Here is a 12493-nt window from a genome sequence, read left to right as displayed (position 1 = left end):
AGTTACTGTCCATCTGTCCCGGGAGAGGCTCCATGCGCATCAGATTATCCATCGCTGCGGCTCTGGTGCTGGCAATGAGTGCACCGGTCGCCGCTGGTCAGGCGGAGGTTACCGCGCTCAAATCGGTATTTTCCGGTGATCGGCCGGTAAGTGAACTCTTTGCGTCGAGTTTTCTCGCAGAGGTTCCGCCAGAGCAGATTTCGCGACTCGCCGATGAGTTGAAGGCGACGATCGGCCCTGTCGTCAGCGTGACCCAACGCAGCGCCAATACATATCTCATTCGCACCGCGACCCATGAGGTGCCGGTCGACATGGTGCTCGACGACGAGGGCCGCATCATTGGCCTGCTGCTGCAACCGGCGATGACAGTGGCTGCAGATCACACTGTCATTCTTGACCAGTTGCGACAGGCGGCGCCGCAAGTGTCTTTCCTGGTCACTCGCGATGGCGAAACGCTCTATGCCGAGGACCCCGACGCGGCCATGGCTGTCGGCTCCGCCTTTAAGCTGGGCGTGCTGAAAGTGCTGAATGACGAGATCGCCGCGGGGAAGCGTAACTGGAACGATGTCATCGCGCTGACCGACGCTGACCGCTCGTTGCCCTCCGGAATTGTGCAGAACTGGCCGGCGGGTTCGCCCATCACGCTGCATTCCCTCGCCGCGTTGATGATCTCGCTGAGCGACAACACGGCCACCGACACGCTAATGCGCGTCGTCGGCCGCGACGCTGTGGCCGCCGCACTGGGGACTGCCAACGTGCTGACGACACGCGAGTTCTTCGTGCTCAAGGCCGACGATGCGCTACGCCGGCGCTATCTGGCGGCCGATGCAGGCAGCATGCCGTCTGTTCTAGCCGACATCGCTGCAGCGCCATTGCCAACCGAAGGTCAAGTCGGTCAGCCGCACCAGCAGGGCGTCGAGTTCTACGTACCCGTGCAGCGGCTCTGCGCATTGATCGACGCGCTGGCAGACCTCGATGTGATGCAGATCAATCCGGGAGTTGCGGACCGCGCCACCTGGCAGCGCGTCGCCTTCAAGGGCGGCAGCGAGACCGGGGTGATGAACCTGACGACCGCTACGCTCGGTCACGATGGTCACCGCTACTGCGTCAGCGCCACGTTCAACGGCCCTGCCGCGCTCGACCGCAGCGCTGTCAGCAGAGCCTATGCCAGCCTGGTGCGCCTGCTGGCCAATCCTGCTGACTAGTTGGCGGCTTCGGCGGCGGCCTTTGCCGCCAGCACGGCGGGGACGCCGAACAGGTCGTATTCGTCGGCATCGGTGATTGTCACCTGCACCATGTCACCCGGCTTGATACCGTCTGCTTCGTGGACGATCACCGACCCGTCGATCTCGGGCGCGTCCCACTGGCTGCGGCCAATGGCGCGGCCCATGTCCGGCTGCACGTCGTCGATGAGCACATCGATCGTCCGGCCGACCTTTTTCGCGAGGACGTGGGCGGAAATGTCCTGCGCCACTTCCATCAGCCGCTCGTAGCGCTCGCGCTTCAACTCGGGCGGCACAAGGCCGTCGAGATCATTGGCAGGCGCGCCGGTCACCGGTTCGTATTCGAAACAGCCGATGCGGTCGATCTCGGCCTCTTCGAGCCAATCGAGCAAAAACTCGAAATCCTCTTCCGTCTCGCCGGGAAAGCCGACGATGAAGTTCGAGCGGATCGCGAGGTCGGGCGCCATGGCGCGCCAGGCCTTGATGCGGTCCAGCGTCTTCACCTGGTTGGCCGGGCGGCGCATGGTTTTGAGCACCTGCGGTGCCGCATGCTGGAAGGGAATGTCGAGGTAGGGGAGGATCTTGCCCTCAGCCATCAGTGGGATGACGCTGTCGACATGGGGGTAGGGGTAGACGTAGTGCAGCCGTGTCCACACGCCGAGATTGCCCATTTCCTCGGCCAGCGTCTGGAACCTGGCCGACACGTCGCGCCCGCGGAACTTGCTGGTCGCGTATTTGAGGTCGACGCCATAGGCCGAGGTGTCCTGGGAGATCACCATGATCTCCTTGACGCCTGAGGCCACCAGCCGCTCCGCCTCGTAGAGAACGGACGCCATCGGCCGCGAGGCCAAATCGCCGCGGATCTGCGGAATGATGCAGAAGCTGCAGCGGTTGTTGCAGCCTTCGGAAATCTTCAGATAGGCGTAGTGCCGCGGCGTCAGGCGCAGCCCGGCCTCGGGCACGAGATCGACGAACTTGTTCGGCACTGGCGGCAGATGCGTGTTCACCGCGTTGACGACCTGTTCGTACTGATGCGGGCCGGAGACGGCGAGCACCGACGGGTGCGTCTGGCGGATCATCTCTTCTTCGATGCCGAGGCAGCCGGTGACGATCACCCTGCCGTTCTCGCTGATCGCTTCGCCGATTGCTTCGAGGCTCTCCTGCTTGGCGCTGTCGAGAAAGCCGCAGGTGTTGACGAGCACCACGTCCGCTCCGGCGTAATCGCGCGAGAAAGCGTAACCTTGCGAGCGCAGGGTGGTCATGATGCGTTCGGAGTCGACTAGTGCCTTGGGGCAGCCGAGGCTGACAAGGCCGATTTTTGGGGCTTGGGTCATTGGCGCGTGGCTATACGCCAACTGACAGAAAAAGCAATGATCGCTGATCTGCGATCAAGTCATGGCTGCCGCGATTCCGGCGCGCACCGCCTGCTCACGACATCGTCATGCGACACACTGTTCACCGATCCGCCGATTGACCGGACGGTCCGCCGTCGTGTTGGTGCCGCCCGCCGACCTCCCGCGGCACTCCGGACTCATAGGACACGCCAAATGAATGCGACCACCCTTACGCGCTACCAGCCCTACGCACTGGCGGCGCTGCGTATCATCACCGCACTGCTGTTCATCGAACACGGCACCCAGAAACTTTTCGGCTTTCCCGCGGCCGAGTTCCAGCCGCCGCTTTTCTCACTGTTTGGCATCGCCGGTATTCTCGAGGTCGTCGGCGGCCTCGCCATCCTCGTAGGTCTGTTTACCCGCCCGGTGGCCTTCGTGCTCTCTGGCCTGATGGCCTTTGCCTATTTCATGGTACACGCACCGGGTAGCTTCTTCCCCGTGCTGAACGGCGGCGACGCCGCTATCCTGTTCTGCTTCGTGTTTCTGTATCTGGTGTTTGCCGGTGCAGGCGCTCTCAGTGTCGACGGCCTGCGCCGCCGCTGATCAAAAAAAGGGTGGGGGCGCCGCAGCAACCCACCCAGATTTGCGTCCTTGCCGTGATCAGAGATCTGGCTTGGTCGGTGGCGCACGCTTGGCCGACCTGCGGGCCGGCTTGCTCGGCGTCGCCACATCATCTTCGAGGTCGTCTTCATCGGCCGCATCCTCTTCAGCGGCGATATCGTGGATGGCTTCACGTACATCCTCTGTCAGCGGGCTGGAGATCAGCGACAGGCCGACGGTCCGCGCCACGGTCTCATGGGTCTTGAAAAAGACCAGCAGGACCTCGCAGACGACCCGCAGGACCAAGAGGCCGAGCGTGCCGAACACGACGATTTCCAGCAGCCCCCACAGGCCATCACCGAAATCGCGGCCGAAGGTGGCGAACAGGTGGATGACCGCCCACAGCAGCAGGGCCATTAGCCCGACGAAATAGAGCACCGGCACAAGGCGGGGCGACAGGATGGTCTCGAGCCGGAACAGGGTGGGCCCGAGAAAGATCTTTTTCAGGTCATCGAGTGTCATGGGCATATCCCCCTGGACGGAATCGGAATTGCGTTCAACTTGCGGCGCTCGGTCGCGCGAAACAAGCCCCTAGCCGGCATTCGTCACCGCACCAAAACGCGTCTCGAACGACCGGCGCAGGGCGCTGTCGACTTCCGCCATCGACACGAGCTGGCCGAGGTCCTCAAAACTGGTGACGCCCTGGTCGGAAATCCCGCACGGCACGATGCCACCGAAATGTTCGAGCTCTGGCGAGACGTTGATGGCGATGCCGTGAAAGCTCACCCAACGCGACACTCGCACGCCGATCGCCGCAATCTTGTCCTCGCGCAGCGGGCCTTTTTCCGGTCGCTTGACCCAGACGCCAATGCGTCCGTCCCGGCGCTCGCCGTTGATGTTGAAAGCCGCCAGTGTATCGATGATCAGCCCCTCTAGCCCCTGCACGAGGCAGCGCACGTCGCGTCCGCGCTGGCGCAGGTCCAGCATGAAATAGACCACCCGCTGGCCGGGGCCGTGGTAGGTGTATTGTCCGCCGCGACCCGCGTCGTAGACAGGAAAGCGGCCCGGCTGCAGCAGGTCATCCGGCGCGGCAGACGTGCCGGCCGTGTAAAGGGGCGGATGTTCCAGCAGCCAGACCTGCTCGCCTGCTTCACCATCGGCGATGGCCTTGGCGCGCGCGCGCATTTCTTCGAGCGCCGTCGGGTAGTCGACCAACCCGTCGGAGATGCGCCAGGCGGCCGGCACGCCGTCGGCGCGATGTAGCTTCAATCCAGTGTCGCAATCCGGAACGGGTGTTAACGGTTCGGTAAGCATGGGCGGCCAATGGTTCTTTGTGGGCCGGCGCGATTCAGCCGGCGGTCAGTCTCGGCGTATGTATGAACTCTCTAGAAGATATTGAAGTCGACATCACTGTCGAACTCGGCGCGGCCATGATGCCCGTGCATCACCTGCTGCGCATGGGCCGCGGCGCGGTGATCGAGCTCGACGCCACCGAAAACGATCCGCTGCGGGTTTATGCCAACAACACGCTGATCGCCAACGGTGAAGTTAAGATCGAGGACGGGCGCCTGTCCGTCGCGATCACCGAAAAGCTGCGCCGCAAGTTCTGAATGCCGATGGGGCAGGGCAAGGCAAATTAATCGCTTGCACCCTGCACCGCGCATTGCTAAACGCAGCCTCGCTTCGCCGGTTCGGTGAAGCATTCTCCCGGCGTGCGGTCGTGGCGGAATTGGTAGACGCGCAGCGTTGAGGTCGCTGTGCCGCAAGGCGTGGAAGTTCGAGTCTTCTCGACCGCACCAGGGATTGTCCCACCGTCAAGGGACACGGAAATCGGCCCGCTGCGAGTGATCGCGCGGGCCGTTTCGTTTTTGAGCAGATTGCTGAGGCGCCGGGATTTGAGTGCCCAAGCGCTGGCAAGTCTAGGCGGGCCTGATCGCGTCCAGATGAAAGTTCCGCGCCACTGCATGGTCGCGGAGGCCCGCAGCAGGCAGCTTGCCAGGCACGAGCGCGTCGGCAACCGCCTGGACGTCGGTCACCGAAGTGGCATCGACGACGACCCGAGCGAAATCGGGCACCATGCCGAGGCGCAGCTTTTCTTGCAGTTCGAACAGCAGAACCCTGACGTTGCCCTGGCTCTCGCACGCAATACAGGCCTCTCCGTCTGGATGCTCGTGCAGCGGCGGGTCGAGCCGCACAAAGGCCGTATCCCGTCCGCCGAGGCCCGCCATGGCCTCGTGATCGGTGACAATCGTCACCGGCACGGACTGCGTCCGGCGGGCAAAGGGCGTGCCTGAGGCGCTCATCCGTCGACGTCCGAATCGGGCGTCGGGATGTAGTTGAGGATCGGGCTCAGCCACCGCTCGACCTCGCGGATCGCCATGCCCTTGCGCTCGGCATAATCCTCGACCTGGTCGCGCTCCACCTTGGCGACACCGAAATAATAGCTCTCGGGGTGGCTGAGATAGATGCCGGAGACCGATGAGCCGGGCCACATGGCATAGCTTTCGGTGAGGCTGACGCCGATCCGTTGCTTGGCGTTGAGCAGGTGGAAGAGCGTGGTCTTTTCCGTGTGGTCGGGCTGGGCCGGATAGCCCGGGGCAGGGCGGATGCCCTGATAGGGTTCGCCGATCAGCTCATGCGGTGCGAAGCTTTCCGCATCGCCATAGCCCCAGAACTCCTTGCGCACGCGCTCGTGCATCAGCTCGGCGAAGGCTTCAGCAAACCGGTCGGCCAGCGCCTTGATCAGGATGGCGGAGTAATCGTCGTTCTTGCGCTCGAATCGCTCGGAGATGACGTTTTCCTCGAGCCCGGCCGTGACGACGAAACCGCCGATATAGTCTTCGACACCTTCCGGCGCGACGAAATCGGCCAGCGCCATATGCGGCTTGCCCCCGGATTTGGAGAGCTGCTGACGCAGGGTGAAAAAGGTCGCGAGCTGATCCTTGCGATCCGCATCGCTGAACAGGCGAATATCGTCGCCCACCTGATTGGCATGCCAGAAGCCGATCACCGCCTTGGGGCGAAACCAGTTCTTCTTGAGCACCTCGGCCAGCATGGCCTGCGCATCCTCCCAAAGTTGCCGCGCAGCCGGGCCCTGCACCTCGTCCTCGAGGATCGCCGGGTAGCGGCCCTTCATCTCCCAGGCCTGGAAGAACGGCGTCCAGTCGATGTACTTGGCGATCTCGGTCAGATCGTAGTTTTCGAACACCCGCGTGCCCAGGAAGCTCGGCTTGGGCGGCACATAGCTGTCCCATTGGGGCGCAAATCGGTTGGCCCGTGCCGCGGCGAGACTGGTGCGCTTCTTGTCGGCTTCCGACTTGCGATGCTTTTCCGCCAGCCGCTCGTACTCCGCCCGCACATCGGCCACATAGGCTGGCCGCTGCTCGTTGGACAGCAGCGCCGAGACGACACCGACGGCCCGGCTCGCATCATGCACATGCACGGTAGCCGCCCCGTTGTACTGCGGATGGATCTTGACCGCGGTGTGTACCCGGCTGGTGGTGGCGCCGCCGATCAAGAGCGGAATGTTGAAACCCTCGCGCTCCATTTCGGAGGCGACGTGCACCATCTCGTCGAGCGAGGGGGTGATCAGACCGCTGAGCCCGATGACGTCGACATTCTCCGACTTCGCCATTTCGAGGATCTTCTGGGTCGGCACCATCACGCCGAGGTCGAGGATCTCGTAATTGTTGCAGCTCAGGACCACGCCGACGATGTTCTTGCCGATGTCGTGCACATCGCCCTTCACCGTCGCCATCAGAATTTTGCCGGCCGACTGGCGGCCGCGCGCATTGCCGTCGGCGTTCTTTTCCGCCTCCATATAGGGCAGCAGAAGGGCCACCGCCTGCTTCATCACGCGCGCCGATTTCACTACCTGCGGCAGGAACATCTTGCCCGAGCCGAACAGGTCACCCACGACGCCCATGCCCGCCATCAGCGGGCCTTCGATGACGTCCAGCGGCCGGGGCAGCTTCTGCCGCGCTTCCTCGGTGTCGGCGTCGATATACTCGGTGATGCCGTTCACCAGCGCATATGTAATCCGATCCTCAACCGGTGTTTCGCGCCAGCTCAGATCCTTGGCCTTTTGTTCGCCACCGGCCTGACCGCGATATTTCTCGGCGATATCCAGCAGGCGCTCGGTGGAATCCTCGCGCCGGTTGAAGATCACATCCTCGCAGGCCTCGCGCAGTTCCGGGTCCAGCGTATCGTAGACAGCCAGCTGACCGGCGTTGACGATGCCCATGTCCATGCCGACCTTGATGGCGTGGTAAAGGAACACCGAGTGCATGGCTTCACGCACCGGCTCATTGCCCCTGAACGAGAAGCTGAGGTTGCTCACGCCGCCGGAAATATGTGCGTGCGGAAGAGTTTGCCGGATGATCCTCGTGGCTTCGATGAAGGCGATGCCATAGCCCGCATGCTCTTCGATGCCCGTCGCCACGGCGAAAACATTCGGATCGAAGATGATGTCTTCAGGCGGGAAACCGACCTCTTTGGTCAACAGCTCATAGGCCCGGGTGCAGATCTCGACCTTGCGCTCGAGCGTGTCTGCCTGGCCCTCTTCGTCGAAGGCCATCACCACCACGGCAGCTCCGAAGGCGCGCACGGTCCGTGCGGTCTGCAGAAATTTCTCCTCGCCTTCCTTCATCGAGATCGAATTGACCAGCGCCTTGCCCTGCACGCACTTCAGCCCGGCCTCGATCACCTCGAACTTCGAGCTGTCGATCATCACCGGGACGCGCGCGATATCCGGCTCGGCCGCGAGCAGATTGAGGAAGTCGGTCATCACGGCTTCGGAATCGATCAGACCCTCGTCCATGTTGATGTCGATAATCTGCGCGCCGTTCTCGACCTGGTCGCGCGCCACATCGAGCGCCGCGCTGTAGTCGCCCGCGGTGATCAGTTTGCGGAACCGCGCCGATCCGGTGACATTGGTGCGCTCGCCGATGTTGACGAAGGGGATGTCGCTGGTGAGCGTGAACGGCTCGAGCCCCGACAGCCGCAACAGGGTCGGCACCTCGGGCACCTTGCGCGGCTTGTGCTTGCTCACGGCTTCGGCGATCGCCCGGATATGGTCCGGCGTCGAGCCGCAGCAGCCACCGACGATGTTGACGAAGCCGTCGCGCGCGAACCCTTCGATCTGCCGTGCCATGAACTCGGGGCTCTCGTCATAGCCACCGAATTCATTCGGCAGCCCTGCGTTGGGGTAGGCGCAGATCAGCGTATCGGCGACATCGGAGAGTTCGTTGATATGGGCGCGCATGGCATTGGCGCCGAGCGCGCAGTTGAGCCCGATCGTGAACGGATTGGCGTGCCGCACCGAATACCAGAAGGCACTCGGCGTCTGGCCGGAGAGGGTCCGACCGCTGAGATCGGTGATCGTGCCGGAAATCATTACCGGCAGCTCATAGCCACGCTCTTCGAATATCCGCTGCGCGGCATAAATGCCCGCCTTGGTGTTGAGCGTATCAGTGATCGTTTCGAACAGCAGGGTGTCGGCACCGCCGTCGATCAATCCGTTGATCGCCTCCGCATAGCCGGTGACGATCCGGTCGAAGGTGATGGCCCGGTGACCCGGCGAGTTCACGTCCGTCGACATCGAGGCCGTCTTGTTCAGTGGCCCCAGGGCACCGGCAACGAAGCGGCGTTTGCCGTCCTTTTCGAAAGCCAGCTGAGCCGCCTCGCGCGCCAGCTTCGCGCCGGCGTAATTCAGCTCGTAGGCGAGCTCCTGCATGCCATAGTCGGCCATCACGATATCGGTCGACGAGAACGTGTTGGTTTCGACCAGATCCGCACCGGCGAGGAAGTACTCGAGATGGATCGCCCGGATGGCGTCCGGCTGGGTCAGGTTCAGCAGATCGTTATTGCCGCGCACGTCGCTCGGCCAGTCCTTGAACCGCTCGCCGCGATAGGCGGCTTCGTCGAAACGGTGCGACTGGATCATCGTGCCCATGGCGCCATCCAGCACCAGTATGCGTTCCGATGCGGCCTGGAGCAGCGCGGCGCGCACCTCCGCACCATCGGGAAGGGAACTGCGATCGATCTCGGGGCGGGGAGCGGTGGTCATGGCTCGACTTCTCGCTGGGGGCTGCGCCACAATGGCAAAAGCCGGATGCAGCATACGCACCCGGGATATAAAGATATCTTTATATGAACACCGCGATTGCAGCAAGCAAGCCCGTGCACGCCTGCAGTGACCTCACCTCAGTCCGACCATAAACGTTAAAATATGCCACATCCCATCCTTCTTGTTCCTGGCCTCGGCTGCACCGCAGCTGCATTCACAGCGCAGTTGCCGCAGCTGTGGCTGACCGGTCCGGTGATGATCGCCAATACGCTCGAAGGCACGACGATCGCGGAAATTGCGACCGCCATACTCGCCGCAGCGCCGCCGCGGTTTCATCTCCTAGGCTTCTCGATGGGGGGCTACATTGCCTTCGAGATCATGCGTCAAGCGCCCGAACGTGTCACAGGTCTCTGCCTGCTGGACACCCAGGCGCGCCCGGATGCACCGGAAGCGACCGAAAAGCGTCTGGCGGCGATCGCGCTCGCCGAAGAGGGAAAGTATGCGCTGGCTGCAGCGCAGAGCTTTCGGCTGGCGGTCCACCCCGACAATGCCGACAGTGCCGAACTCAAGGCCATGCATGTCGGCATGGCACTGGCGGTTGGTGCCGAAACCTATGTCCGGCATCAGCGCGCCATCATGGCCCGCGTCGATTCACGTCCCGATCTTGGCACAATCAAAATGCCCACGCTAATTGTCGTGGGGGAGGGGGATGCAATCACCCCGCCGGCGCTGGCCGAGGAGATGCACGCCGGGATTCCCCACTCGCGGTTGGTCGTCGTGCCAGGCGGCGGCCACATGGCGGTGCTGGAACAGCCGGACATCGTCACCGAGGCCCTCCTGCAATGGGCGGCCGAGCGGTAAAATCGCGTCGCATTTGATGCAAATTAACTCGCCCGCAACCACGATGGCGTTGGTTGCGTCCGCCTGGTCGCCAGATTGGTTAGACTTGGCTGTCCAACGAATGGGTTCTGCGTCTTGTCTGGAATATCGCGCCACCTCTCCCGATCCGTGCGCCTACTGATCCTCGCTGCCTTTGCTGCGCCGCTCGTTGCTGCCTGCAGTGGCGACAATGGCGTGCCGCATATTGCGCGCGGCGCCTTCACGTCGAAGGACTACGGCGTCAAGGTTAGTCCGCGCCTCAGCACCGCCAAGAACCCGCCGCGTGGGGGTGGCCGCGCAGTCGTGGGCAAGCCCTATGTCGTCAAGGGCAAGACCTATACACCCGTGGCCAATCCGATGGGCTACGCCGCAACAGGCTCAGCCAGCTGGTATGGCAACGACTTCCATGGCCGCCAGACGGCCAATGGCGAGATCTTTTCCGCGAACGCCATTTCCGGCGCCCACCCGACGCTGCCGCTGCCCAGCTATGTGCGCGTCACCAATCTCGACAATGGCCGCTCGATCCTCGTCCGCGTCAACGATCGCGGACCCTATGTGCACGGCCGAGTGATGGACCTCAGCTACCGTGCAGCAGCGATTCTCGGCTACTCCGACAAGGGCGTCGGCAATATCCAGGTGAACTATGTCGGCCCGGCGCCACTCAATGGCGACGATACGAAAATGTTGCTCGCCAGCGTTGATCGTCCCACCCGGATGGAAGCCCAGACCACGCGCTTCGCCATGGTCGAGGAGCCAGCAGGCGGCGACGCCGACCGTGTCCGCTTCGATTCGATGAGTGCCGAGGCCGACGGTGGCCGGACGCTGCTCTCCAATATCACCGGTCTTTTCGGCTACGCTGATGTCGATGCCTCGGTAACCGGCGCGCATGCCGCCGTCGAAGCCATGGCGACGCGCGCTGATGCGCTTGCCGAGTGGGTAGCCGTGACCGATGAGGATGCCCGCGATATCCGCCTCGAGCTCGGCGTCTTCGCTGATGCGGACAGGGCCGAGGATGTCGTTCTCGCTTTCGCCATGCTCGGCGCGGTCGACGAGGACGCGGTACGTCTGCCCGGCGCGGACGCCACCCGACTGACACTGACGCATCTCAAGCCCGGCGTATCGCGTAATGACGTGATGTTGCGCGCTCGGGAGCTTGGACTCACCGGTCTCGTTCTTTATTAAGTCTGTTACAGTCGATGCTGCGGTCAGTTGACCGCGAGGGAGGTCGAAGGTGCGCAAACTGCGGCTCATCGTCCTGGCTCTGGTCGCGGCGGTCCTTGCCGTCGCTGCGCCGGCGTTCGGGCAGGATTTTGATACCAAGGCGAAGTTTGCCGTGCTCATGGACTATGAGTCGGGCACTTTGCTGTTCCACAAGAACGGGGACGAGCGGCTTGAGCCGGCCAGCATGGCCAAGCTGATGACCATCGCGGTAGTCTTCGACCAGCTGCAGCAGAACAAGCTGCAGCTCGACGACGCATTTTTCATTTCCGAGCATGCGTGGCGCGACGGTGGCGCGGCCTCGGGTGGCTCGACGATGTTCGCCGAGCTCAACTCCCAGGTAAAGGTCAGCGACCTCATCCGTTCGGTCATCATCCAGTCGGGCAATGATGCGGCCATCGCGCTGGCCGAGGGAATTGCCGGAACCGAGATCAGTTTCGCCGGAATGATGAACCAGCTGGGCCGCGAAATCGGGCTGACCAACAGCAATTTCGTCAACGCCACCGGCCTGCCGGACCCGCAGCAATATTCGAGCGCCCGCGACCTGGCGATCATCGCCCGGTTCATCATCGCCCAGTTCCCGGAGTATTATCCGATCTTTTCGGAGCCCGAGTTCACCTGGAACAAGATCCGCCAGCTCAACCGCAACACGCTTGTTAGCATGAGCATCGGCGTCGATGGGCTGAAGACCGGACATACCGAGGCGGCCGGCTACGGCTCCGTTGTGTCCACCGCGGCCGGTGGCCGCCGTCTGATCGCCGTGCTGCACGGGATGAACTCGATGTCCGAACGTGCCGAAGAGGCACGCAAACTGGTCACCTGGGGCACGCGCGGTTTCGAACTCGTGCCGGTTTATGGTGAAGGCGATCCCGTCGCCTATGCCAATGTCTACGGTGGCTCGGAGGCGCAGGTGCCGCTGGTCGGCAAGGGCAAGATCGATCTGTTCCTGCCCAAGGGCGCCAAGAATTGCCCGCAGGCGACGGTAACCTACAATGCGCCGGTCTTGCCGCCCGTGGCCGAGGGCGACCCGATTGGCCAGCTCAACGTTATGTGCAATGACGCCGTGGTGCAGGTGACCCCGCTGTATGCAGGCGCGGACGTCGCCGAGGGCGATCTGGTCCGCAAGGCAACCGACGCACTGAAGCAACTGGCCTTTGGCTGGCTCTGAGGAC

Annotated in this window: 11 protein-coding genes and 1 tRNA gene; 7 read left to right on the top strand and 5 right to left on the bottom strand. The window is 63.0% G+C overall.

The window, feature by feature from the left end; translation table 11 throughout:
- The first annotated feature begins 32 nt into the window (after positions 1-32).
- Positions 33-1205, top strand: coding sequence for a serine hydrolase (locus ACN0TK_RS07300; protein ID WP_417308813.1), 1173 nt, complete (start codon positions 33-35; stop codon positions 1203-1205).
- Here ACN0TK_RS07300 and rimO read toward each other — a convergent pair.
- A complete protein-coding gene (rimO, locus tag ACN0TK_RS07295) occupies positions 1202-2557 on the bottom strand; it encodes a 30S ribosomal protein S12 methylthiotransferase RimO (protein ID WP_417308812.1) in 1356 nt (451 codons plus the stop codon). The genes ACN0TK_RS07300 and rimO overlap by 4 nt on opposite strands.
- A 213-nt stretch (positions 2558-2770) precedes the next feature.
- On the opposite strand from rimO, the gene ACN0TK_RS07290 reads away from it, so the two are divergent.
- Positions 2771-3160: a DoxX family protein gene (locus ACN0TK_RS07290; protein WP_417308811.1), complete on the top strand. Its 390-nt coding sequence runs from the start codon at positions 2771-2773 to the stop codon at positions 3158-3160.
- 57 nt (positions 3161-3217) lie between these two features.
- Here ACN0TK_RS07290 and ACN0TK_RS07285 read toward each other — a convergent pair whose 3' ends face one another.
- The gene (locus ACN0TK_RS07285; RefSeq protein ID WP_417308810.1) at positions 3218-3679 is read right to left on the bottom strand and encodes a DUF4282 domain-containing protein; all 462 of its coding nucleotides are present in this window, start codon (positions 3677-3679) and stop codon (positions 3218-3220) included.
- Between the two features lie 69 nt (positions 3680-3748).
- On the bottom strand, positions 3749-4471 hold the full coding sequence (gene lipB, locus ACN0TK_RS07280; protein WP_417308809.1) for a lipoyl(octanoyl) transferase LipB: 723 nt from the start codon (positions 4469-4471) through the stop codon (positions 3749-3751).
- Positions 4472-4533: 62 nt separating this feature from the next.
- On the opposite strand from lipB, the gene ACN0TK_RS07275 reads away from it, so the two are divergent.
- Together ACN0TK_RS07275 and ACN0TK_RS07270 are read left to right on the top strand one after the other, a co-directional pair.
- Positions 4534-4767 (top strand): FliM/FliN family flagellar motor switch protein, encoded by a 234-nt coding sequence (locus tag ACN0TK_RS07275; RefSeq protein ID WP_417308808.1) that lies wholly within the window; start codon positions 4534-4536, stop codon positions 4765-4767.
- 104 nt (positions 4768-4871) lie between these two features.
- A tRNA-Leu gene (locus ACN0TK_RS07270) sits at positions 4872-4956 on the top strand.
- Between the two features lie 120 nt (positions 4957-5076).
- On the opposite strand, the gene ACN0TK_RS07265 is transcribed toward ACN0TK_RS07270, so the two are convergent.
- Positions 5077-5460, bottom strand: a complete 384-nt coding sequence (locus tag ACN0TK_RS07265) for a hypothetical protein (RefSeq protein ID WP_417308807.1) — start codon at positions 5458-5460, stop codon at positions 5077-5079.
- Positions 5457-9224, bottom strand: a complete 3768-nt coding sequence (gene metH, locus ACN0TK_RS07260; protein WP_417308806.1) for a methionine synthase — start codon at positions 9222-9224, stop codon at positions 5457-5459. The genes ACN0TK_RS07265 and metH overlap by 4 nt, the downstream gene beginning before the upstream one ends.
- A gap of 162 nt (positions 9225-9386) precedes the next feature.
- On the opposite strand from metH, the gene ACN0TK_RS07255 reads away from it, so the two are divergent.
- The 3 genes from ACN0TK_RS07255 to ACN0TK_RS07245 all read left to right on the top strand — a co-directional run bounded on the left by ACN0TK_RS07255 (position 9387) and on the right by ACN0TK_RS07245 (position 12489).
- Positions 9387-10085 carry an alpha/beta fold hydrolase gene (locus tag ACN0TK_RS07255; protein ID WP_417308805.1) on the top strand — a complete coding sequence of 233 codons (699 nt, stop codon included), beginning with the start codon at positions 9387-9389 and terminating at the stop codon, positions 10083-10085.
- A 147-nt stretch (positions 10086-10232) separates the two neighbouring features.
- Positions 10233-11285, top strand: a complete 1053-nt coding sequence (locus tag ACN0TK_RS07250; protein WP_417308804.1) for a septal ring lytic transglycosylase RlpA family protein — start codon at positions 10233-10235, stop codon at positions 11283-11285.
- A gap of 49 nt (positions 11286-11334) precedes the next feature.
- Entirely contained in the window at positions 11335-12489 is a 1155-nt protein-coding gene (locus ACN0TK_RS07245) for a D-alanyl-D-alanine carboxypeptidase family protein (protein WP_417308803.1), read from the top strand.
- Positions 12490-12493: the final 4 nt, after the last annotated feature.

It is taken from the genome of Devosia sp. (assembly GCF_048261455.1).
GTDB lineage: Bacteria > Pseudomonadota > Alphaproteobacteria > Rhizobiales > Devosiaceae > Devosia_A.
The sequence above is the reverse complement of the archived record's forward strand: the minus strand, read 5'-3'. Positions and strand labels throughout refer to the sequence as shown.

What these genes read in the sequence shown, in the direction of transcription:
- ACN0TK_RS07290 (WP_417308811.1), top strand. Translation starts at nt 2,771, where the DNA reads ATGAATGCGACCACCCTTACGCGCTACCAGCCCTACGCACTGGCGGCG.
- ACN0TK_RS07275 (WP_417308808.1), top strand. Translation starts at nt 4,534, where the DNA reads ATGAACTCTCTAGAAGATATTGAAGTCGACATCACTGTCGAACTCGGC.
- ACN0TK_RS07285 (WP_417308810.1), bottom strand. Translation starts at nt 3,679, where the DNA reads ATGACACTCGATGACCTGAAAAAGATCTTTCTCGGGCCCACCCTGTTC.
- metH (WP_417308806.1), bottom strand. Translation starts at nt 9,224, where the DNA reads ATGACCACCGCTCCCCGCCCCGAGATCGATCGCAGTTCCCTTCCCGAT.
- rimO (WP_417308812.1), bottom strand. Translation starts at nt 2,557, where the DNA reads ATGACCCAAGCCCCAAAAATCGGCCTTGTCAGCCTCGGCTGCCCCAAG.
- ACN0TK_RS07300 (WP_417308813.1), top strand. Translation starts at nt 33, where the DNA reads ATGCGCATCAGATTATCCATCGCTGCGGCTCTGGTGCTGGCAATGAGT.
- lipB (WP_417308809.1), bottom strand. Translation starts at nt 4,471, where the DNA reads ATGCTTACCGAACCGTTAACACCCGTTCCGGATTGCGACACTGGATTG.
- ACN0TK_RS07265 (WP_417308807.1), bottom strand. Translation starts at nt 5,460, where the DNA reads ATGAGCGCCTCAGGCACGCCCTTTGCCCGCCGGACGCAGTCCGTGCCG.
- ACN0TK_RS07255 (WP_417308805.1), top strand. Translation starts at nt 9,387, where the DNA reads ATGCCACATCCCATCCTTCTTGTTCCTGGCCTCGGCTGCACCGCAGCT.